13 protein-coding genes are annotated in these 21,051 nt (G+C 69.1%); 4 read left to right on the top strand and 9 right to left on the bottom strand.

Translation table 11 applies throughout. The features are described from left to right. Complete coding sequence (locus AC1D2H_RS11740; RefSeq protein WP_477935274.1) at nt 1-1,869, bottom strand: ATP-binding protein; 1,869 nt, start codon at nt 1,867-1,869, stop codon at nt 1-3. A gap of 89 nt (nt 1,870-1,958) precedes the next feature. Continuing rightward, complete coding sequence (locus tag AC1D2H_RS11745) at nt 1,959-4,550, bottom strand: DNA topoisomerase III (RefSeq protein ID WP_477935276.1); 2,592 nt, start codon at nt 4,548-4,550, stop codon at nt 1,959-1,961. Nucleotides 4,551-4,668: 118 nt separating this feature from the next. On the opposite strand from AC1D2H_RS11745, the gene AC1D2H_RS11750 reads away from it, so the two are divergent. The 3 genes from AC1D2H_RS11750 to AC1D2H_RS11760 are packed head-to-tail and all read left to right on the top strand — an operon-like array spanning nt 4,669 to nt 6,540. Further along, complete coding sequence (locus AC1D2H_RS11750; protein ID WP_477935278.1) at nt 4,669-5,145, top strand: SET domain-containing protein; 477 nt, start codon at nt 4,669-4,671, stop codon at nt 5,143-5,145. Between the two features lie 4 nt (nt 5,146-5,149). Next, complete coding sequence (locus AC1D2H_RS11755; protein WP_478011054.1) at nt 5,150-5,869, top strand: biotin--[acetyl-CoA-carboxylase] ligase; 720 nt, start codon at nt 5,150-5,152, stop codon at nt 5,867-5,869. Further along, the gene (locus AC1D2H_RS11760) at nt 5,869-6,540 is read left to right on the top strand and encodes a hypothetical protein (RefSeq protein ID WP_478011055.1); all 672 of its coding nucleotides are present in this window, start codon (nt 5,869-5,871) and stop codon (nt 6,538-6,540) included. The genes AC1D2H_RS11755 and AC1D2H_RS11760 overlap by 1 nt, the downstream gene beginning before the upstream one ends. Here AC1D2H_RS11760 and AC1D2H_RS11765 read toward each other — a convergent pair. The 4 genes from AC1D2H_RS11765 to tkt form a co-directional block, all read right to left on the bottom strand. Then, on the bottom strand, nt 6,523-8,550 hold the full coding sequence (locus AC1D2H_RS11765; RefSeq protein ID WP_478011056.1) for a S8 family peptidase: 2,028 nt from the start codon (nt 8,548-8,550) through the stop codon (nt 6,523-6,525). The two genes, AC1D2H_RS11760 and AC1D2H_RS11765, sit on opposite strands and share 18 nt — an antisense overlap. Nucleotides 8,551-8,682: 132 nt before the next feature. Next, nucleotides 8,683-9,681 (bottom strand): type I glyceraldehyde-3-phosphate dehydrogenase, encoded by a 999-nt coding sequence (gap, locus tag AC1D2H_RS11770; protein ID WP_477935283.1) that lies wholly within the window; start codon nt 9,679-9,681, stop codon nt 8,683-8,685. Nucleotides 9,682-9,761: 80 nt separating this feature from the next. Then, nucleotides 9,762-10,763, bottom strand: a complete 1,002-nt coding sequence (locus tag AC1D2H_RS11775; RefSeq protein WP_478011057.1) for a hypothetical protein — start codon at nt 10,761-10,763, stop codon at nt 9,762-9,764. Nucleotides 10,764-10,983: 220 nt separating this feature from the next. Next, nucleotides 10,984-12,999 (bottom strand): transketolase, encoded by a 2,016-nt coding sequence (gene tkt, locus AC1D2H_RS11780; protein ID WP_478011058.1) that lies wholly within the window; start codon nt 12,997-12,999, stop codon nt 10,984-10,986. Between the two features lie 124 nt (nt 13,000-13,123). Here tkt and AC1D2H_RS11785 point away from each other — a divergent pair, with 124 nt between their 5' ends. Then, nucleotides 13,124-13,735: a hemerythrin domain-containing protein gene (locus AC1D2H_RS11785; protein ID WP_478011059.1), complete on the top strand. Its 612-nt coding sequence runs from the start codon at nt 13,124-13,126 to the stop codon at nt 13,733-13,735. Here the strand turns inward: AC1D2H_RS11785 and AC1D2H_RS11790 are convergent. The 3 genes from AC1D2H_RS11790 to AC1D2H_RS11800 form a co-directional block, all read right to left on the bottom strand. Next, the gene (locus AC1D2H_RS11790) at nt 13,732-16,803 is read right to left on the bottom strand and encodes a P-loop NTPase fold protein (protein WP_478011060.1); all 3,072 of its coding nucleotides are present in this window, start codon (nt 16,801-16,803) and stop codon (nt 13,732-13,734) included. The two genes, AC1D2H_RS11785 and AC1D2H_RS11790, sit on opposite strands and share 4 nt — an antisense overlap. Nucleotides 16,804-16,843: 40 nt before the next feature. Continuing rightward, nucleotides 16,844-19,990: a diguanylate cyclase gene (locus AC1D2H_RS11795; protein WP_478011061.1), complete on the bottom strand. Its 3,147-nt coding sequence runs from the start codon at nt 19,988-19,990 to the stop codon at nt 16,844-16,846. A 65-nt stretch (nt 19,991-20,055) separates the two neighbouring features. Continuing rightward, a complete protein-coding gene (locus tag AC1D2H_RS11800; RefSeq protein WP_478011062.1) occupies nt 20,056-21,036 on the bottom strand; it encodes a potassium channel beta subunit family protein in 981 nt (326 codons plus the stop codon). Nucleotides 21,037-21,051: the final 15 nt, after the last annotated feature.

A 21,051-nucleotide genomic window follows, 5' to 3' on the forward strand; every position in this document is an offset into this window, starting at 1 on the left:
TCAGGCCAACGGTAGTCGGAGTTCAAAGACAAAACTGCTGCCCTGCCCCGCCGTGCTCTGCACCAGGATCTGGCTGCCCATCAGGCGCACCAGCTGCTGGCTGATGGACAGGCCCAGGCCGGTGCCGCCGAGATGGCGCGAGGCGTCGGACACCTGCTCGAAGGCCTGGAAGAGGCGCGCCTGCTGGGCCGGCGTCATGCCGATGCCGCTGTCGCTGACCTCGAAGCGCAGGCGCGTGTGCGTGGCATCGAGTTCGACGACGCGGGCGGCGAGCTGCACGCTGCCGCTGTCGGTGAACTTGACGGCGTTGGACAGCAGGTTGAGCAGCACCTGGCGCAGGCGCTGCCCGTCGGCCACGACCGTGGTCGGCAGCCGGGTGTCGATGTCCACGCCGAAGCCCAGGCCCTTCTGCTCGGCGCGCAGGCGCACGCTGTCGCAGGCCATGTCGACGAGGGCGCGCAGGTCCACCGGTCCGGCTTTCAGCGACACCTTGCCGGCCTCGATGCTGGCCATGTCCAGCACGTCGTTGATGAGCTCCAGCAGGTGCAGGCCGGAGTCGCGCATCAGCTGCAGCTTGGCCTGCTGGCCGGCGGGGATGGCGGCGTCCATCTGCATCAGCTGCGTGAAGCCCAGGATGGCGTTCAGCGGTGTGCGGAACTCGTGGCTCATCGTCGCCAGGAAGCGGCCCTTGGCCTGGTTGGCGGCCTCGGCGCGCAGCTTGGACTCGCTGAGCTCGGCGGTGCGCTCGTTGACGAGTTCCTCGAGATGGTCGCGATGGCGGGTCAGCTCGGCCTCGGCCTGGCGGCGCAGCGAGATGTCGCTGACCATGCCTTCGATGCGGCGCTGGCCGCCCTCCCCTTCGGCTGCGACCCAGTGCGCGTTCAGCTCGACCCACAGCGGCTTGCCGCCCGCGCCGCGCAGCTGCAGCTGGCATTGCTGGATCTTGCCCTGCTCGTTCATGACGACGGCCACGCGCTCCATCTCGTGGCGGTCGATGCCGGTCAGCTCGCGCAGGCGCCGGCCCACCGGGCTTTGTGAGCCCAGGCCCAGCATCTGCGTGAAGGCGCGGTTCATGCTGAGCACGCGGCCGTCGGCATCGGCCTGGAAGACGCCCTCGGTGGCGTTCTCGAACAGGCTGCGGTAGCGCGCCTCGCTGGCGCGCAGGCCCTCGGAACTGAGCTGCACCTGGTCGGCCGCACTGCGCAGCTTCAGGCTCATGGCGTTGAAACGCATCGTCAGCTCGCCGATCTCGTCGCCGCGCTCGACCATCTCCTGGGCCCCCAGGTCGCCCTTGGCGACGCGCTGGGCCAGGCCGCCCAGCCTCAGCACGGGCCGGCGCACCAGCCAGTGCACCAGCAGTGAGCTGGCGATGACGATGCCGACGACGACGACGGCGAGCAGCTCGACGACGAAGAGGCGGGTGCGGCGGATCTGGTCATCGACCAGATCGCGCGTGAAGGTGAGGACGGCCGACGCCACCTGGGTGCCTGCCGTGTCGGCCGCGGGCTGGTAGGTGACGGCGAACTCGCGCTTGAGCGGCCCGCTGGCCGGCACGTCGCGACTGCGCTTGGCCAGGCCACCGCGCAGGCCCAGGCCCTTGAGCTCGATGGCGTGCACCTCGGGATCGGCCATGACGGCGTCGAGCAGGTTCTCGATGGCGACGTGGTCGAGGTTCCAGATCGGCCCCGCGAAGCCGCGCTCGATGAGGCCGGCCATGCGCGCCTCGCGCTGGCGCAACGAGGCCATCAGCTCGTCTTCCTCGTGCGTCGTCCAGTACCAACCGACCGCCAGCACCAGCAGGCTCGCGACCAGCGCAATGCCGGCCGTCAGGCGCGTCTGTATGCCGATGCTGATCGGTGTCAACGCCATCCCTGCCCTCCTTGTCAGGCCTATTCAGCGAGCATAAGTCCAGTCGACGGCCCCGCCGGGCGCGGCGGGGTGCGCTCGCAACAGTGGGCTCAGGCCTTGGCCGCCGCCTTCTTGGCCGGGGTCTTCTTGGCAGCCGGCGCCTTGGCCGCGCGCGGCTCGAACTCGAAGACGACCTTGCCTTCCTTCTTGTCGTAGGCCAGGAAGGCCTTGAACTTGCGCCGCGTCTTGTTGGAGACGAAGTTCTCCAGCAGGTCGGTCTTGCCGTTGGCCAGCAGCTTGTGCACCTGGGCCGGCTCGATGGGCTGCGTCAGGATGACCTTGCCGGTCTTGAAGTCGCAGGTGACGTTGGCGCCGACCGAGTGCTCGCAGACGTAGTTGGCGCCATGCTCGTAGACATGACCCTGGCACTTGGGGCAGGCGCCCAGCGACGCCTGGCCGGAGAAGTCCACCGGCTCGCCGTCGTTCTCGGCCTTCTTGGCGTCTTCGCCGAAGTCGAACTCCAGCTTCCAGTTGGCGATCTCTTCGTCGTAGACCAGCGCCAGCTCGGCCGTGAAGGGCCAGCCCGCCTTGGAGCGGAATCCCTCCAGGGGACCGATCTTCTTGTTGGCCAGGAAGGCCTCGACCTCGGCCAGCTCGAAGCTGCGGCCGCCCGGGATCTTGCCGATGGAGAAGCCGCAGGCGTCGTCGCCGCTGCCGCTCTTGCCCGTGCAGGTGAAGCGGCGGTAGTTCTCCTTCACGATGCCGCCGCACTTGGGGCAAGGCGTCTTCAGCGTCGCGTAGTCGCCGGGGATGGTGTCGCGGTCATAGCCCTTGGCCTTGGCGACCATCTTCTCGGTCATGGCCGCGATCTCGGCCATGAAGACCTCGCGCTTGAGGCGGCCCTTCTCCATTTCCGAGAGCTTGAATTCCCAGTCACCGGTCAGTTCGGGCCGGGTCAGGTCTTCCACGTCCAGGCCGCGCAGCAGCGTCATCAGCTGGAAGGCCTTGGCCGTCGGGATCAGCTCGCGGCCCTCGCGCAGCATGTATTTCTCGCTGATCAGGCCTTCGATGGTGGCCGCGCGCGTGGCCGGCGTGCCCAGGCCCTTCTCGGCCATGGCCTCGCGCAGTTCGTCGTCGTCGATGAGCTTGCCGGCGCCTTCCATGGCCGACAGCAGCGTCGCTTCCGTGTAGCGTGCCGGCGGCTTGGTCTGCAGCGCCTTCACGTCCACGCTCTCGGTGCGCACGACTTCATTCGGCTGCACCGGCACGAGATTGGCGTCCTCGTCGTCGACGTCCTTGCCGTAGACGGCCAGCCAGCCCGGCTTGACCAGCACCTTGCCATTGGTCTGGAAGTGATGCTTGTCGTCGATCTTGCTGATGCGCGTCGTGACCAGGAACTCGGCCGGCGGGAAGAACACCGCCAGGAAGCGCTTGACGACCATGTCGTAGAGCTTGGCCTCGATCTCGGTCAGCGCCTTGGGCGCCTGCAGCGTCGGGATGATGGCGAAGTGATCCGACACCTTGGCGTTGTCGAAGACCTTCTTGGTCGGCTTGATATAGCCTTCCTTCAGCGACTTGGCAGCGTGCTGGGACAGCAGGGCCAGCGGGCCGGGCAGGTCCTCGGTCGCCAGCATCTTGGCGGTGTCCTTGGCCACGGCCACATAGTCCTCGGGCAGGAAGCGCGAGTCCGTCCGCGGGTAGGTCAGCACCTTGTGCTTCTCGTACAGCGCCTGGGCGATGGACAGCGTCGTCTTGGCCGAGAAGCCAAAACGCGAGTTGGCCTCGCGCTGCAGCGTCGTCAGGTCGTAGAGGCCGCCGCAGCTGGTCGTGCTGGGCTTGCTTTCCTCGCTGACGACGGCGGGCTTGCCCAGCACGGCCTTGGCGATCTCGTCGGCTTCGGCCTGGGTCCAGAGGCGGTCCGAACGACGCTCGGCGTCGTCGTTCTTCTTCCAGGCGGGGTCGAACCACTTGCCTTCGTACTGGCCGGCCTGGGCGTCGAAGTTGGCGCGCAGCTCCCAGTAGTCGCGGGCGACGTGCTTGCGGATCTTCTCCTCACGCTCGACGACGACCGACAGCGTCGGCGTCTGCACGCGGCCCACCGTGGTCAGGAAGAAACCGCCGTCACGCGAATTGAAGGCCGTCATGGCCCGCGTGCCGTTGATGCCCACCAGCCAGTCGGCCTCGGAGCGGCAGCGCGCGGCGTCGGCCAGCGGCAGCATCTGCGCGTCGCTGCGCAGCTTCTCGAAGCCTTCGCGGATGGCCGCCGGCGTCATGGACTGCAGCCACAGCCGCTCGATGGGCTTGTTGAGCTTGCCCTTGGCGGGCTGGGCGTACTGCTCGATGAGGCGGAAGATCAGCTCGCCCTCGCGGCCCGCGTCGCAGGCGTTGATCAGCGCCGTCACGTCCTTGCGGCGGATCAGCTTGGCCAAGGCATTGAGCCGGCCCTTGTTCTTGTCGATGGGGTTGAGGTCGAAGTGCGGCGGGATGACGGGGAGGTTGTTGAAGCTCCACTTGCCACGCTTGACGTCGAACTCCTCGGGCGCCGCGATCTCCACCAGGTGGCCCACGGCCGAGCTGACGACGTACTGCTCGTTCTCGAAGTGGTCGTCGTGCTTGTCGAACTTGCCAGCCACGGGCGTCAGCGCGCGGACGATGTCCTGCGCGACGGAGGGCTTCTCGGCAATGATCAGAGTCTTGCTCATCGGTCTTTCTCTAGCACCTGTGCACACGGCGGGGGACTCGAAATCCCCTGCCTACAATCCGGGCCTCGCGCGCACCTACGCACGCGCGCACCCATGAAATCACCGTACCACAGCGCCGATGACCGCTAAAACCCCACGCCGCAAGATCGAAGTCCGTGATTCCGGCGTGCATGGCCGCGGGGTCTATGCCGTGGCGCCCATCAAGGCGGGCACGCGCATCATCGAGTACACCGGCGAGCGCATCACCTGGGAGCAGGCGGTGGAGCGCCACCCCCACGACCCGGCCCAGCCCAACCACACCTTCTACTTCCACCTCGACGGCGGCCTCGTCATCGACGCGCTGATCGGCGGCAACAACGCGCGCTGGATCAACCACGCCTGCGAACCCAACTGCGAGGCCGACGAGGTCGACGGCCGCGTCTTCATCCAGGCCCTGCGCGACCTGGCACCGGGCGAGGAACTGTTCTACGACTACGGCCTGGTGCTGGAAGACCGCCACACCGCCAAGGTCAAGAAGCAGTTCGCCTGCTGGTGCGGCGCGCTGACCTGCCGCGGCACCATGCTGGCGCCCAAGACCCGGAAATCGGGGCGCTGAGCCGATGGAGCGGCGCCATCTCGCCGAATGCGGCTCGACCAACACCGAGGCGCTGGCCCATCTGCGTGACGGCGGCGGGCCGGTGATCGTCTCGGCCGACCGCCAGACCGCCGGCCGCGGCCGCATGGGCCGGGCCTGGCTGAGTGACGACGCGGCGCTGCCCTTCTCCATCGCGCTGTCGCTGCCGGCAGCGCTCGACCTCTCGGGCCTGTCGCTGGCCGTCGGCTGCACCGTGGCCGATGTACTGGACCCGCAGGGCGAGCGCATCCGCCTCAAGTGGCCCAACGACCTCTTCCTGGACGGCGCCAAGCTCGGCGGCATCCTCATCGAGACCGTGCCTTTGGCCGGTGAACGCCGCGGTGTCGTCATCGGCATCGGCCTGAACCTGCAGCCGCTGCCGCCCGAGGCCGACCTCCGCGACTTTGCAAGCGGCCATGCCGCGCTGCGGACCCTGGACCCGCAGGCCAGCGCCGCGGCGACACTGGACCGCCTGGCCCCGGCCCTGCAGGCCCTGCTGGCCGACTTCGAAACCCTGGGCTTTGCGCCCTGGCAACCCGCCTTCACGCACCGCGACCTGGCCATGGGCCGGCGCGTGCGCGTCGGCGAGCAAACCGGCGTTGCCTGCGGTGTCAACGAGCGCGGCGAGCTGCTGCTGGAAACCGCCGCCGGCCTCTTGACCTGCAGCGGTGGTGAACTGAGCCTGAGACTGGAGACCAGCCTGTGATGCGCATCGTCGTGGTTGTGCTGCTGGCGGTGAACGCCCTCTTCTTCGTCTGGTCACGCGGTTGGCTGGACGCCGTCAGCGGCCTGCCGGCCGAAGGAGGCCGCGAGCCGCAGCGTGTCGCGGCCCAGCAGCATCCCGAACGCATCCAGCCGCTGGCCGCCAGCGCGGCCGTCGCGGCGGCCCAGCGCAGCTGCCTGGAGCTGGGCCCGCTCGAGGGCGACGCCGCCCTGGCCGCCGCCCAGGCGGCGCTGAAGACGGCCGGCGCCGAAGCCCAGGTGCGCAGCAGCGAGCTGCCCGGCGTGTGGGTGGTGGCGACCATCAAGCTTGCCGACCCCGAGTTCCGTGCCCGCAAGGAAGCCACCTACAAGGGGCTGCGCATCAACTTCGAGCCGCTGGAAGGCCTGCCCGCCGAGCAGCCGGCCTTCGTGCTGAGCAAGCACGCCAGCCAGGCCGAGGCCAATGCCCAGGCAGAGAACTTCGACAAGCGCGGCCTCAAGGGCCTGCGCGTGCTGGCGCTGAAGGCGCCGACGAACCGCCACACGCTGGTCGTGCCCCAGGCCGACGGCCTGCTGGCGGCCAGGCTCAAGGCCAGCAAGGACGCGGCGCTGGGCGCCGGCTTCAAGGCCTGCAGCGCGGCGCCCGCCGCGCCCGCGTCAGCGGCCAGCAGCTGAGCGCCGCAGCGCCAACGCCGCCAGCAGCAGACCGGCCAGCCAGGCCGCGCTCGCCGCACCGCCGCCACCGCCACCGCTGGTGGCCGGCGGCGTCACCACCGGCGCCGCCGCGACGCTGATCGTCGCCGACTGGCTGTAGACGGCACCGGTGTTGTCGGTCACATCGGCGCGCACGGTGAAATTGCCGGCTGCCGTGGGCGTGATCGTCGCCGTGGCCGTGCTGGCGCCCGAGGCAAAGGCGGTCACGATGCCGCCCCCGTCCACCAGGACCCAGGTCGTCGACGCGACCGTGCGTCCCGTCGGCAGGCCGGCCGCGGCGGTCAGCGTCAGCGTCTGGCCGGCGGTCAGGCCGCTGGCGGGGCTCTGGGTGATGGTGACCACGCCGGCGCCGTTCAGGGCGGCCGCAGCGGCAACGGCCGCGGCGGCGTCCACCATGCCGGCGCCACAGGTCGACGTCGTGCAATAGCACTCGTCCTGCACGGTGGAACTCGGTGCCTTGCACACGGGCGGATTGCCATCGGCGGCGCTGCCACCGCCCGTCGTCGGGAAGGCGCGTGCCGTGCTCCTGAGGATCTGCGTCGCCTCGGCCGAGGTCAAGGTGGGTCGCACCGAGGCCATCAGGCCGACGATGCCGCTGACGATGGGCGCCGAGAAGCTGGTGCCCACCGAGGCGCCACTGCCGGTGTAGACGTCGCTGCTGGCCACCGGCGCCGTCGTGCCCGCATTGGTCGTGCTGACCATGGGGTAGAGACAGGCCTGGTTGCTGCCGGTGTTGATGCAGTTGCCACCGGGCGCGGCGACGGTCACCTCAGTGCCCAGGCTGGAGAAGCCGACCTTGGTGCCGACGTGGCGCAGCGCCGCCACCGTGATGACGCCGGGACAGTTGCCGGGCGACCCGACGGCCTGGCCCTCGGAGTTGCCCGCCGCGATGACGATGGTGGCGCCGGCGGCGTTGACCGCCGTGATGGTGTCCCGGTAAAGGGTGCTGCAACTGCCGCTGCCCCCCAGGCTGAGGTTGAGCACCTTGGCCTTGTTCGCGTTGGCCGGCAGCCCCGGCACGGCGATGCCGACAGCCCACTTCATGCCGGCCATGATGTCGCTGTCATAGCCGCCGCATTTGCCGAGCACGCGGATGGGCATGATCTTCAGCCCCCAGCCGACGCCGGCCATGCCCAGACCGTTGTTGCTGCTGGCGGCGATCAGGCCGGACACGCGGGTGCCGTGCCAGGAACTGTTGCCGATGTCGCTGCTGTCGCAACCGCTGCCCAGGGCGCCGCCGTTGATGTCGGCCTGGCTGACCCAGTCACCCGGGTCGGAGGGGTCGGTATCGGGGCCGGTGCCGTCGTTGGCGATGGCCACCGATTGGGAACTGCTGCCGGCGCCGAAGCCGATCATGTCGTAGCCGGCGACGAACTGACCCACGAGGTCGGGGTGGTCCATGCGCACGCCGGTGTCCAGCACGGCGACTATTGTTGTGGCCGTGCCGGTCGTGGTGTCCCAGGCGGCCGGCGCGTTGATGCTGGAGACAACCTGGCCCGGCGTAGCGCTGGGCTTCTTCAGATACCACTGGTCGATGGTGCGGGCCTGGATGCCGCCGACCGTCGACTCCGGGTTCACGTCCGCGCCGCCGAACAGCGGGTCATTGGGCAGGCGCGCGTGCTTGCGGCGCTGGTCCACCGCCACCAGTTCCACTTCACCGTCCGCCGCCAGCTTCTTGGCGAGCTGGGCACCCGTCATGCCGCGGGCGATGACCACTTGCGTGCGTTCGTCCAGGCTGATGCCGGCGGCCAGCCGGTGGCCGGTGCGCAGGCCCAGGGCCGTCGCCCGCGTCTGTGCGATCTCGCGCGCCTCGGCCCGCGTGGCCCGCAACGCCATGGCCTTGGCCCGCACGCTGTCGGCCTGGGGCTTGAAGCGAACGATGACACGGGCTTCGGTGTCCGCCGTCTGCGCCAGGACGGGGGTGGCCAGCACGGCCAAGGTGGCAAGCAGCAGCGGACGCAGGGACTTCATGAGGCGAGCTCGAACGGGGCGGGCAACCAGTTTATGTGTCCGTCATGGACAAGATCGCAAACAAATGTGCCGCGCAAGAAAGCAGAAAGCCCCGCCGGAGCGGGGCTTTCATCAAGTCTGAACAGCGAAAGATCAGCCGTTCACGACGCGGACCATTTCCAGGACCTTGTTCGAATAGCCCCACTCGTTGTCGTACCAGGACACCAGCTTGACGAAGGTGCTGTCCAGCGCGATGCCGGCTTCGGCGTCGAAGATGGAGGTGCGGGCGTCACCGCGGAAGTCGGTCGCGACGACCTTGTCTTCCGTGTAACCCAGCACGCCCTTCAGCGCGCCCTGGCTCTGGGCCTTGAACTCGGCGCAGATCTCGGCGTAGGTCGCTTCGCTGTTCAGCTCGACGGTCAGGTCGACGACCGACACGTCGCTGGTGGGCACGCGGAAGGCCATGCCGGTCAGCTTCTTGTTCAGCTCGGGGATGACCTTGCCGACGGCCTTGGCGGCGCCGGTGCTGCTCGGGATGATGTTCTCGAGGATGCCGCGGCCGCCGCGCCAGTCCTTGTTGCTCGGGCCGTCAACGGTCTTCTGCGTGGCGGTGGCGGCGTGCACGGTGGTCATCAGGCCGCGCTTGATGCCCCACTTGTCGTTCAGCACCTTGGCCAGCGGGGCCAGGCAGTTGGTCGTGCAGGAGGCGTTGGAGATGATGGCTTCGCCGGCGTACTTGGTGTGGTTCACACCGAAGACGAACATCGGGGTTTCATCCTTGGAGGGGGCCGAGAAGATGACCTTCTTGGCGCCCGCGGCCAGGTGCTTCTCGCCGCCGGCCTTGTCCAGGAAGATGCCGGTGGCTTCGATGACGATGTCGGCGCCGGCCTCGGCCCACTTCAGCTCGGAGGGGTCCTTGACGGCCGTCAGGCGGATGGGCTTGCCGTTGACGATGAGGGTGTTGCCGTCAACCGAAACCTCGCCGTCGAAGCGGCCATGCACCGAGTCGTACTTCAGCATGTAGGCCAGGTAGTCGGGCTCGAGCAGGTCGTTGATCGCGACGACCTCGATGTCCTTGAAATTCGCCACGGCGGCACGGAAAACCATGCGCCCGATGCGGCCGAAGCCGTTGATGCCGATCTTGATGGTCATGCGAGAGTCTCCAGAGGATAAGAATTCTGTGCGGGCGCGATTCTCGGCGATTCGCGGTACGGGGTGGTTTCAGCGTGATTTCAGCCGGCGCCGGCCGCGCCACCGCCTTGCAGGTCGAGAGTGCCGCAGGGCACGTCGATCTGCAACTGGCTGCCGAACAGGTCGTTGGCCATGTCGTCCGACTTGAAATCGAACTGCAGGGCCTGCAACCAGCTCAGGAAACCCATCTTGTTGGGATCGACCGGGCCAGGCACGGTGGCCTTGTTGGGATATCCGCCGTCGCCCAAAACAAAGTTCACCTTGAACGGGCACGCCATGGTTTTCAGGTCGAAATGCGCGCTCAACTTGCCCGGCTCCCGCGTCATGGCAAGGAATTCCTGCAACGGGAAACGCTCGCGCTTGAAGCCGAAGCGCTTCTTGTTGTCGGGGTACATGCTGAATCGCTGCTCGATGGTCCGCGGCTTGTCCTGCGCGCCGCGGCAGGGCATGCGGTACTCGGTCACCCAGTCACGTACGGCCTGCTCAAAGCGGGTCGAGGCCTTGGCGTAGACGAATTTCACTTCAGGCGCCTGCTGCGCGTCGCCCTTGAAGGTGATTTCGGCCACCAGGTGCTCGGCCTCGGGGCGGCCGATCGCGGCGCCCATGCGGTAGTCGAGTGCCCGCCGTGGCATCACGACGCACAGCGGCGCCCGGTCCTTGGCATCCGTCGGCATCGGCGTGGGATCCCGGTCGTTGTTCTGGAAGCTGAAATCCTGAACCGCCGTGACCACCCCATCCTCGGGCGTCAGGCAGGGCAGGCGGTAGCGCGCCACATACTCAAAGACCTGATCCTGCATGTCTTCGCGCGCCGAGTTGAACAGCACCTCGACAACGGGTTTGGCGTCTGGCTTGCTGAACTTCATCAACACCCGCATGGCACCGTATTCGCGATCCAGCTTGTTGCGCACCGGATAGCGCGGCGCACTCGCCGGCTTGGCGAGGCAGCCCAGGCGCTGCGCCTCGCTGCGGATCGGCACCTCGGTTTGCGCCGACGCGCCCAATGAACACGCGCCGAGCAGCCCGGCGGCGAGAAGTCTGCGCATCGAATCCCCCTGATTTTTTGATGCAGGCGGTTTGTAGCGCAGGTTCGCTGCTGGCCGCTGCCCGTCCGGCACCAGAAATCAGTGACGCCGAACCGGGCAACCGATGTGACCGCCGTGTCAGCCCGCGCCGCCCGCCCACAAGAAAAGGGCCGCAAGTGCGGCCCGGTACTTCCACATGCCTCACTCCCCGGCCGCATGCGGCCTGGAGCGGGCTGCGGCATCACTTCTTCTTCAAGACCGCCTTGACGGTGGCGGCGACGTTCTCGGGCGTGAAGCCGAAGTGCTTGAACAGCACGCCGGCCGGCGCGGATTCGCCGAAGGTGTCGATGCCGACGACGGCGTCGACACCGTACTTCCACCAGAAGTCGCTGACGCCCATTTCGACGGCCACGCGCGGCAGGCCCTTGGGCAGCACGCTCTTCTTGTAGTCCTTGTCCTGGCGGTCGAAGACGTTGGTCGACGGCATGGAGACGACGCGCACCTTGACACCCTGCTCGGCCAGCAGGGCCTTGGCGGCCATGGCCAGCTGCACCTCGGAGCCGGTCGCGATGATGACGGCCTGGGCCTTGCCCTTGGCCGGCTCGGCCAGCACGTAGGCGCCCTTGGCGATCTCGTCGACATTGGTCTTGGGCGAGTAGCTCAGGTTCTGGCGGCTCAGGGCCAGCAGGCTGGGGCGCTGGGCGTTGCCGATGGCCATGGTCCAGGCGACCACCGTTTCGGTCGTGTCGGCCGGGCGCCAGACGTCCAGGCCGGGGATCAGGCGCAGCGAGGCGACATGCTCGACGGACTGGTGGGTCGGGCCGTCTTCACCCAGGCCGATGGAGTCGTGCGTCATCACGTGGATGACGCGGGTCTTCATCAGCGCGGCCATGCGGATGGCGTTGCGGCTGTAGTCGCTGAAGGTCAGGAAGGTGCCGCCATAGGGGATGAAGCCGCCGTGCAGCGCGACGCCGTTCATGATGGCGGCCATGCCGAATTCGCGCACGCCGTAGTTGATGTGGCGGCCGTTGTTGGGCTTGCCATCGGCCTCGAAACGCAGCGCCGGCGTGGACGAGGTGTTGGTCAGGTTGGAGCCGGTCAGGTCGGCGCTGCCGCCCAGCATTTCGGGCAGGGCCAGCGTGAAGGCTTCGAGGGCCAGTTGGCTGGCCTTGCGGCTGGCGACGGTCTGCGACTCGGCATGGGCCTTGACGACGGCGTCGACGGCGATCTGCGCGAAGTTGGCGGGCAGTACGCCGGCCATGCGGCGCTGGAACTCGGCGGCCAGCTCGGGGTGGGCTTCGGCATAGGCGTCGAAGCGGCTGTCCCACTCGGCCTCAATCTTGTCGCCGCGCTCCTTGGCGTCCCAGGCCGCATAGACCTCGGCCGGCACGGAGAAGGGCTCGTGCTCCCAGGCAAGGGCCTCGCGGGTCAGCTTGATCTCTTCCGCACCCAGCGGCTCGCCATGGGCCTTGGCGGTGTTGGCGCGGTTGGGCGAACCCTTGCCGATGGCCGTCTTGGCGATGATCAGCGTCGGCTTGTCGGTGCTCTCCTTGGCCTTGCCGATGGCGTCGTCGAGGGCGTCGACCTCATGGCCGTCCACCGGGCCGATGACGTGCCAGCCATAGGCCTGGAAGCGCTTGGCGGTGTCGTCGCCGAACCAGGGCGCGACCTGGCCATCGATGCTGATGCCGTTGTCGTCGTAGATGGCGATCAGCTTGTTCAGCTTCCAGGCGCCAGCCAGCGAGGCGGCCTCGTGGCTGATGCCTTCCATCAGGCAGCCGTCGCCCAGGAAGACATAGGTGTGGTGATCGACGATCTCGTGGCCTTCGCGATTGAAGTCACGTGCCAACAGCTTCTCGGCCAGCGCCAGGCCGACGGCGTTGGTCACGCCCTGGCCCAGCGGGCCGGTCGTCGTCTCGATGCCGGGGGTGACGCCCACTTCGGGGTGGCCCGGCGTCTTGCTGTGCATCTGGCGGAAGTTGCGCAGCTCGGCTATGGGCAGGTCATAGCCCGTCAGGTGCAGCAGTGCATAGATCAGCATCGAGCCGTGGCCGTTGGACAGCACGAAACGGTCGCGGTTGGCCCAGTGCGGGTTGGCCGGGTTGTGCTGCAGATGGTGGCCCCACAGCGCGACGGCGATGTCGGCCATGCCCATGGGCGCTCCGGGGTGGCCGGAGTTGGCCGCCTGCACCGCGTCCATCGCGAGGGCGCGGATCGCGTTGGCCATGAGGGTGGGGGAGGCGGTCGATGCAGTCATGGCCGGGGCTTTCTTGGGCTGGAGGAGCAAAACCAGGGATTTTACGGGGGTGCCCTGAGTGGGCATTGCCGAGGCCTTGATCCAGCGCAACACCCGCCACCCCGCGAAGCGCGACGCTTGGGGCATGTCTGCCTCGCCCATGCCCCTGGCGGTGCGCGTCATCCGCGCCGAGCACGACGCCCTGGCCGCGATGCTGCGCACCCTGCCCCTGCTGCTCGATGCCCAGAAGCGCGCGGGCATACCGCCCGACTTCGCAGCGCTGCGGGCCATGCTGTTCTACGTCGACGAATTTCCGGAACGCTTGCATCACCAGAAGGAAAGCGAGCTGCTCTTCCCCAAGCTGCGCGCGCTGGCGCCCGAGCTGCGCGAGACGCTGGACGAGCTGGAGGTAGACCACGCCCAGGGCGAGCGCGCCATCCGCGAACTGCAGCACAGCCTGCTGGCCTGGGAGCAGATGGGCGACGGCCGGCGCGAGAAGTTCGAGCAGCAGCTGAAGGTCTACTCGGCACGCTATCTGCGCCACATGAAGCGCGAGGAGACGGCCATCCTGCCGCGGGCGGTGGCCCTGCTGTCCGCGGACGACTGGGCCGACCTCGACGAAGCCTTCGGCAGCCACCAGGACCCGCTGGCCCCGCGGGCCGGGCAGCCGGTGGACGAGGCCTATGCGCCGCTGCGGCAGCGCATCCTGGCGGTGTTGCCGGCGCCGTTCGGGTGGGGGCCGGCGCTGGGCGCTTAGAAGGCGGGATCGGGCAGACTGGCAGCGGCCGCCTCGCCACGCTCCCAGGCACGCAGCGTGAAACGAAAGCCCACGTCGTTGCGGATTTCCTGGCGACCTACCCCTCGCATCGACGCGGACCGCATTGCCGCCGGCGGATCGGCGAAAGAACCGCCGCGCAGCGACAGGGCCTCTGCGCTCGAGCCGTCGCGCCCCTCGAGCGAGGGCCAGTCGGCGCAGATTTCGGCCACATTGCCATGCATCTCGTACAGCCCCCAGGGATTGGGTGGCAGGCTGGCCACCGGCGCCGGCCCGGCGCTCAGCATGCGGACCTGGCCGGCATTCACGCTAACGCCAAAGGCCCAGGGCGTGATCGTGCCCGCCCGGCAGGCGTACTCCCATTCGACTGCACTGGGCAGTTGCACCCTACAAGGCGGCAGCAGCCGCGCGAGCCGACGCAGGAACTCGAAGACCTGTTCCGGAGCGACGCCCCTGACGGGCTCGTTGTCATCGTCTCCGTTGCGGCTCGGGGGCATCTGCTCGGGCATCAAGGTCCACCACAGCACCCGGGTGCAGGCTGTGTCGGCCATCCAGAAGCCGGTGTGCAGACTGGCCGGCGCCGGCAAGGGTTCGTCGGACATGCGGCCTGCCTCATCAGAGGGAGAGCCGCTCAGGAAACTGCCCGGCTCCATCCAGCGCAAGCGCTGCGTGACCGGGTGCGAGCCACTGTCACGCGTGATCGTCAGCAACGCGAAAACGCCGAAGCGGGGTTCCGCACCCGCTCTCAGCACCACCTTGTAGTCCTCCACGCGCTGGGACGAGATCTCCTCGATCGATGCCTGCCAGCCGCTAGGCACCTGCCAGGCCGCCGCCGCAGCGACGTCGCGCGTCGCCAGCGACACACGCAGGTCGCGGTCCAGCATCGGCGCCAGCACATAAGGCGACAGCGAATCCTCTTTTTCCACCCGGACCCGGCTCGCCCAGCTGGGTCGACGCAGCACCGCATGCAAGGGTGCGCCGAAGGCCCGCAGCAGCTCGATCGCCATGGCCTGCGACAGATGAGGCCGCAGCTCGCGCAGCACCTGCTCCACGGCACCCGGTGGCATGCCCTCCTCCATCCAGTCTCCGATGCGGGCGAACCACGGCGAGCTGCGCAGCAGCTCCCAGAACCCCACTGGCAGGCTGCGGCCGCGCAGCACTTCGCCCTCCTTGGAAAGCGCAAAGCGCACCAGCTCCAGGTTGCCCGAGACCAGGGCTTCGAGCAGGCCGCGCTCGTCCTCCAGCCTGACCTCGGCTGCTGCGGGTGAGGTGGAGGTGGCGGTGGGTGAAGCGGCAGCAGGCTCCGCGACGAACGACGGTTGAGCCGGCAGGGTGACCGCGGGAGCGACCAGCGGTTCGGTCGCCGCCGGCATCGCGACGACAGGCGGTTGCGGCGGCGCGATCGGCGTCACGACGACGCCCACCTCTGGCGGCATCTCGACCGGCTCCGGCGCCTTGTCCTCGGCCTTGGCCTCGGTGAAGGCCAGCAGGGCGCCGAGTTGTGTCGACGTCAGCGGCGCCTTCTGCCTCAGCTCGCCCACCTGGGCCAGCAGCTCCAGCAGGTCGAAGCCCGAGCGGTTCTGCAACGCCGCCGCGCAGAGGTCGGGCAGGCGCAACAACACGAGGCGGTAGTTCAGCTCGGCCGGCGACGCCACCGCGCGCACCTCGCTGGCCAGTTGCTCGCGCAGCGCATCGAGGTCGCGCAGGCGGGCGTCGGCGCGCCAGTCGGCCAGCGTCATCAGCAGCGTCGGGCCGCGCAGGCGCACGTAGCGGTAGAGCGCCGGCGTGAACAGCTGCAGCGCGCAGACGATGGCCAGCCAGTGCCGCCGCTCGGCGCCGTTCCCACCCACCGTCGAGGCGAGCTGGTCCGCCATCTCCAGCAGGTTGATCATGCGATGCAGCTTGCGCGGCACCGACGGCGTGATGGCCGCCACCAGCCGCGCCAGTTCGTTGGGCCGGCCGTCGATGGCAAACAGTTCGGCATGCCTGAACGCGAGGAAATCCTCGGCCTCGGCGCGCGTCGGCCGCGGCAGCCGCACCGGCAGGTGCACGAGCTTCTCGAGGTACTCCGCACCCGTGATGGGCGTCATGCCCTCCTTGCCCTGCAGCGCGTAGTCGCGGTAGCGGTGCGCGATGCCACGCTCGACGACCTCCTCGTCCAGGGCCAGCACGAAGGCGCAGCCTTCCACCTCCAGGAAGAGCTTGACCGCTTCCAGCACCTCGACAGCCTTGTCGGGCAGGCAGCGATCGAGGTCGTCAACGAGGAAGACGAGGTTGAGCCTGAAGTCCGCCTCCTGCGGCGACTCGCCGGTCATCACCCAGGCCCTCTTCGTGCGGAACCAGTATTGCGTGCGCGGCCACCAGCCGGAGCCGCCGTATTTGAGCCGCTCACGATGCAGGGCCAGGGCACTGGGATTGCGGCCGGTCACCGCCTTGAGATGCTCGAGAAAGTCGTAATAGAGGCTGTGCAGCTGATCGCCCGGCAAATCGAGGCGGCGGGCGCGCTTCAGTGCCTTGCCGTGCTCCGACCAACGCCGCCAGACCGACGGCTTGGCCTGGCCGGCTTCGGACTTCAGCTCGGGCAGCTTGAGGACGACACCCTGCGTGGCCAGCGCCGTCTGCAGCAGTTCACGGCCACCGTGCTGATAGACGGTTTGTGCCAGCTCGCCGAGCAGCAACACCCGGTCGGACAGCTTCTCGCTGCGACGCGTGGGTTCGTCGACGCTGTCGTCCAGCGCCTTGCGCAGGCATTGCTGGGCCACCCGCAACAGCGGCACCAGCAGATGCTCCTCACGCTCGTAGCGCCAGGCGTTGAAGGGCACGATGACGTTGAGGAGCTGCTTGCCGTCTCCGGTCGGCAGCGCTTCGGCCACCGCCTGCAACAGCCGGCTCTTGCCCGCACCCCATTCGCCGAAGACACCGATGACCAGGGCCGGCTCGGTGCTGCTGCCGGCGCCGGGCTCCAGGCTGGCCGACAGCTCGTCGACGAGGCGCCCGGCCAGCGCCGCATGGCCGAAGGACAGGGGCGGGGCGGCGGCAGGTGGCAGCATGGCGGCGATATTAGGGATCGCCGTCAGCCAAGGCCAGCCCTCAGGCGCGCCCTGACCGCAGCAGCGTCAGCCGCCCGCTGGCAGCCCAGCTGTCGAGCGGCCGGCGGATGTCCTGGCGCAGCTCATCCTCGCTGCCGGCCTCGGCATCGAGCAGGCCGACCCAGGCATTGCGGCCGGTGTCCTTGGCGTCGTACAGCGCCGCGTCGGCCAGGTCGATGGCGGCATGCCAGTCCAGCGCACGCGGCAGGCTGGCGCACAGCGGGAAGGCCGAGAAACCGACCGAGCAGGTCAGCACCAGGCGCAGTTCCCCGCCGAGCTCGAAGGGCTGGGCCACGATGGCCTGGCGGGCGCGCTCGGCCAGCTCGGCCGCACGGCGGCGCGGCGTGCCGCGGGCGACGATGAGGAATTCCTCGCCGCCCCAGCGCACCAGGTAGTCGGTGGCGCGGAAGACCTGCTCCAGCCGGCCGCGCATCTGCATCAGCACGGCGTCGCCGGCCATGTGGCCATGGGCGTCGTTGATGCGCTTGAAGTGGTCGATGTCGATGAGGAAGAAGAGCAGGTCCTGCTCGTTGTCACCCTCGTTGCGAGCGGCCATTGCATCGGCGTGCGGCTCGTAGTGGCGCAGCGTGAGCGCCGCGTCGGCGGGCATCTGGCGATCGAGGAAGCGGCGGTTGCGCAGGCCGGTCAGCGGGTCGGTGAGGCTGGCCTCCTCCAGTTCGAGGGACTTGGCCGTCAGCGCCGCCGTGGCGGCCTCCAGCGCCTCGGTGCGTTCCTGCACGCGCGCCTCGAGCACGCGGCGGTGGCGCAGCAGCAGCCGCGTACGCATGCTGACGATGCAGGCGACCAGGCCGACGGCGGCGATGACGGCCAGGGCCAGGGCCCAGCGCGTCTGCCACCAGGCCGCGCGCACGTCGACGCCGATCTTCAACTCGTTGGGGCTCCAGGCGCCGTCGCGGTTGCTGCCCTGCACCAGCAGCTGGTAATGGCCGGGCGCGAGGTTGGTGTAGGCCGCCGCGCGGCCCAGCGGGCCGGCGTCGATCCAGCCGGCGTCCAGGCCCTGCAGCCGGTAGCGGTAGCGGTTGCGGCCCGGCTGGCTGTAGTCCAGCGAGGCGAAGGCCAGGCTCAGGCCGCGCTCGCCGGGCGCCAGCACGATGTCGGCGCCGCTGGCGGGCAAGGGGCGCTCCCCGCCATCGATGCGCAGTTCTGAAACGACCAGCGGCGGCTTGTAGGTCCAGGGCGCGAAGCGTTCGGGGTCGATGACGAGCAGGCCGCGGGCGCCGCCGAACATCATGCGGCCGTCGTCCAGCTTGGCGTAGGAGCGGAACCAGCCGGTGCCGAGGTCGGCGCCATCGGCCGCACCCAGCTCGCGGCGTTCGCCGCTGTGCGGGTCGTACATATTGCGCTGCGACCAGATGCGGCCCTGCTTGTCGAACAGCAGGTTGGCGCCGAAGGCCCCGCCGATGTCGGAGGCGCCGACGACCTCGAAGCGCGCCTTCTTGCCGTCGCTGTCGATGAGGCGGTGCAGGCCGGTGCCGGTATCGACCCAGAGCCGCCCGGCCAGGTCGACGGCCATGCCGAGCACGGTCTGGCCGGTCAGGCCCACGGGCTCCACCCATTCGGCCACGGGCTCGTCCGAGCCGGGCTTGGCAACGCGGAACAGGCCGGCCGCGCCGCCGGCCCAAAGGCTGCCGTCGGGCAGCGTGGCGAAGGCATTGACCTCGCCGGTGCCGCCCACCAGGCCGCCCGTCGGGATGGGGCGCATCTGCGGGTGCTGGGGCGTCCAGCGCATCAGGCCGTCCAGCGTCGCGATCCACAGCGCGCCGTCTTCGGTCGGCTGGAAGCGCCGCGGCACCGCGTTGCCGCTGCGCAGGGTTTCCTTCCAGCGGCCCTGGCTGTCGAAGCGCAGCAACTGGGTGTCGATGGCGACCCAGACGGCGCCGTCCTTGGTCTGCCCCAGCGCGTTGACGCGGCCCGGCGGCAGGCCACCGCCGCCCTGAGCGACCAGGCCGAGCGGCATCAGGTCGCGGTCGCGGCGTTCGATGCCGCCGGCCAGCGTGCCCAGCCAGATCTCGCCGTTGTCCAGCTGCAGGATGCTGCGCACGTCCAGGCCGCCGGAGACCGAGCCGACCGCCTCGCGCACCATGGACAGGCCGGGCAGCGACGGCACATGGCGCATCAGGCCGCCGCCATAGCTGCCGGCCCAGACGGTGCCCGAGGGGTCGCGCATCAGCGCGCGCACATCGCTGCGCGGCGCGGTGCCGGCGCCGGTGGCGGGCAGGCGCTCGATCAGCGCGCCGTCCGTCGCACGCCGGCGCGAAACGCCCGAGGCGTCGCCGAACCACAGTTCATCGGAGTCCGGCTGGGCCATGGCCATGACCGGCCAGGCCCCCGAGGTGGCACCCGGCTGGGCGCCGGGGCTGAAGGGCAGCGGCTGGCCGCTGGGCGACAAGGCGCGCAGGCGGCCCTGCGCCGTGCCGATGATGATGCGGCCGTCGACGGCCTCGCTGATCATCGTGATGAGCTGGTCGCCCACGCCGACGTCCAGCGTCTCGATGGGGCCGTCGGCCGCCTTGCGGGCCAGGCCGCGCCAGGTGCCTATCCACAGCGTGCCTTGGCGGTCGACGAGCAGGGTCTGCACGCGCGTGTCGGGCAGGCCGTCTTCCTTGCCGCGCTGGTGGGTGAAGCGCTGGTTCTTGACATCGAAGCGGTCCAGGCCGCCGCTGCCGCCTATCCACAGCGTGCCGTCCTTCTCCAGCGCGAAGGTGCGCACGGTGTTGGCGGCAGGCGCCGTCTCGTCGGCCGACTTGCCGTCGCGCGCCCAGCGGTCCCAGCGGCCGGTGGCCACGTCCAGGCGCACCAGGCCGCTGTTGCCGGCGGCCACCCACATCCAGCCGCGCGGGTCGGGCAGCATGGCGCGCACGAACTGCTCGGGCAGCAGCTGGCCGTCGGGGCCGCTCAGGGGGTAGCGGCGGAAGGCATAGCCGTCGAAGCGCAGCAGGCCCTCGGGCGACCCGGCCCACAGCAGGCCGCGGGCGTCCAGCGCCAGCGCCGAGACCACGTTGTCCCGCACCGCACCCGGCTCCCCGATGGGTTCGAAGCGCGGCACGACGGCATGCGCCATCGAGGCCAGCAGGCTGGCAGCGATCAGCAGGGTTGCAGCGCACCCTTTTGTTATCAGGACCCTCATACCGGCATTCTCAGGCACCGAAAGGGCCCTCATTGCCGGGTCTTGCCCTCAGAGAACGTGAATGATCACTGCGCCAAGGGTTTGGCGATGGCGTCGATGCGTTCCAGGATTTCCGGCGTGAGCTTGGGCGTCACCGCCAGCGCGCCGAGGTTGTCGTGCAGCTGCTCGATGCGGCTGGCGCCCAGGATGACGGTGGACACGCGCGGGTTGCGGTTGATCCAGGCGATGGCCAGCTGGGCCGTGTTGCAGCCGAGTTCGGTGGCGATCTCGGCGAGCTTGCCCACGGCGTCGTTCTTGGCCTTGTCCTGCAGCTGCTCGCGCATCCAGGCCATGTTCTCCAGCGCGCCGCGGCTGCCTTCGGGAATGCCGGCGCGGTATTTGCCGGTCAGCAGGCCCGAGGCCAGCGGGCTCCAGGTCGTCAGGCCCAGGCCGATGTCGTCATACAGGCGGGCGAACTCCTGCTCCACCTTGCGGCGGTGGAAGAGGTGGTACTGCGGCTGCTCGACGACGGGCTTGTGCAGATGATGGCGCTCGGCGATCTCCCAGGCGGCGCGGATGTCGGCGGCGCTCCACTCGCTGGTGCCCCAGTACAGCGCCTTGCCCTGGCGAATGATGTCGCTCATGGCCCAGACGGTTTCCTCGATGGGCGTGTGGGGGTCGGGGCGGTGGCAGTAGATGAGGTCCAGGTGCTCGAGCTGGAAGCGCTTCAGCGACGCGTCGACGGCCTGCATCAGGTATTTGCGGTTCAGCGTGTCCTTGCGGTTCACCGTCACGCCGTCACGCGCCAGGCCCCAGAAGAACTTGCTGGAGACGATGTAGTCGAGCCGGTTCCAGCCCAGCGCCTTGAAGGCCTGCCCCATGACGACCTCGCTCTCGCCTTGGGCATAGACCTCGGCGTTGTCGAAGAAGTTGATGCCGGCGTCGAAGGCCGCGGCCAGCATCTCGGTGGCGGCCTTGGTGCCGACCTGGTTGTGATACGTGACCCAGGAGCCGAGGGAGAGTTCGGAAACCTGGAGGCCGGCGCGGCCGAGACGGCGGTATTGCATGAAGTGGTCCTGGGG

The sequence above is a fragment of the Roseateles sp. P1_C1_2 genome, assembly GCF_056406535.1.

What these genes read in the sequence shown, in the direction of transcription:
- AC1D2H_RS11765 (WP_478011056.1), bottom strand. Translation starts at nt 8,550, where the DNA reads ATGAAGTCCCTGCGTCCGCTGCTGCTTGCCACCTTGGCCGTGCTGGCC.
- AC1D2H_RS11800 (WP_478011062.1), bottom strand. Translation starts at nt 21,036, where the DNA reads ATGCAATACCGCCGTCTCGGCCGCGCCGGCCTCCAGGTTTCCGAACTC.
- gap (WP_477935283.1), bottom strand. Translation starts at nt 9,681, where the DNA reads ATGACCATCAAGATCGGCATCAACGGCTTCGGCCGCATCGGGCGCATG.
- AC1D2H_RS11755 (WP_478011054.1), top strand. Translation starts at nt 5,150, where the DNA reads ATGGAGCGGCGCCATCTCGCCGAATGCGGCTCGACCAACACCGAGGCG.
- tkt (WP_478011058.1), bottom strand. Translation starts at nt 12,999, where the DNA reads ATGACTGCATCGACCGCCTCCCCCACCCTCATGGCCAACGCGATCCGC.
- AC1D2H_RS11750 (WP_477935278.1), top strand. Translation starts at nt 4,669, where the DNA reads ATGACCGCTAAAACCCCACGCCGCAAGATCGAAGTCCGTGATTCCGGC.
- AC1D2H_RS11785 (WP_478011059.1), top strand. Translation starts at nt 13,124, where the DNA reads ATGTCTGCCTCGCCCATGCCCCTGGCGGTGCGCGTCATCCGCGCCGAG.
- AC1D2H_RS11790 (WP_478011060.1), bottom strand. Translation starts at nt 16,803, where the DNA reads ATGCTGCCACCTGCCGCCGCCCCGCCCCTGTCCTTCGGCCATGCGGCG.
- AC1D2H_RS11775 (WP_478011057.1), bottom strand. Translation starts at nt 10,763, where the DNA reads ATGCGCAGACTTCTCGCCGCCGGGCTGCTCGGCGCGTGTTCATTGGGC.
- AC1D2H_RS11740 (WP_477935274.1), bottom strand. Translation starts at nt 1,869, where the DNA reads ATGGCGTTGACACCGATCAGCATCGGCATACAGACGCGCCTGACGGCC.
- AC1D2H_RS11745 (WP_477935276.1), bottom strand. Translation starts at nt 4,550, where the DNA reads ATGAGCAAGACTCTGATCATTGCCGAGAAGCCCTCCGTCGCGCAGGAC.
- AC1D2H_RS11760 (WP_478011055.1), top strand. Translation starts at nt 5,869, where the DNA reads ATGCGCATCGTCGTGGTTGTGCTGCTGGCGGTGAACGCCCTCTTCTTC.
- AC1D2H_RS11795 (WP_478011061.1), bottom strand. Translation starts at nt 19,990, where the DNA reads ATGAGGGTCCTGATAACAAAAGGGTGCGCTGCAACCCTGCTGATCGCT.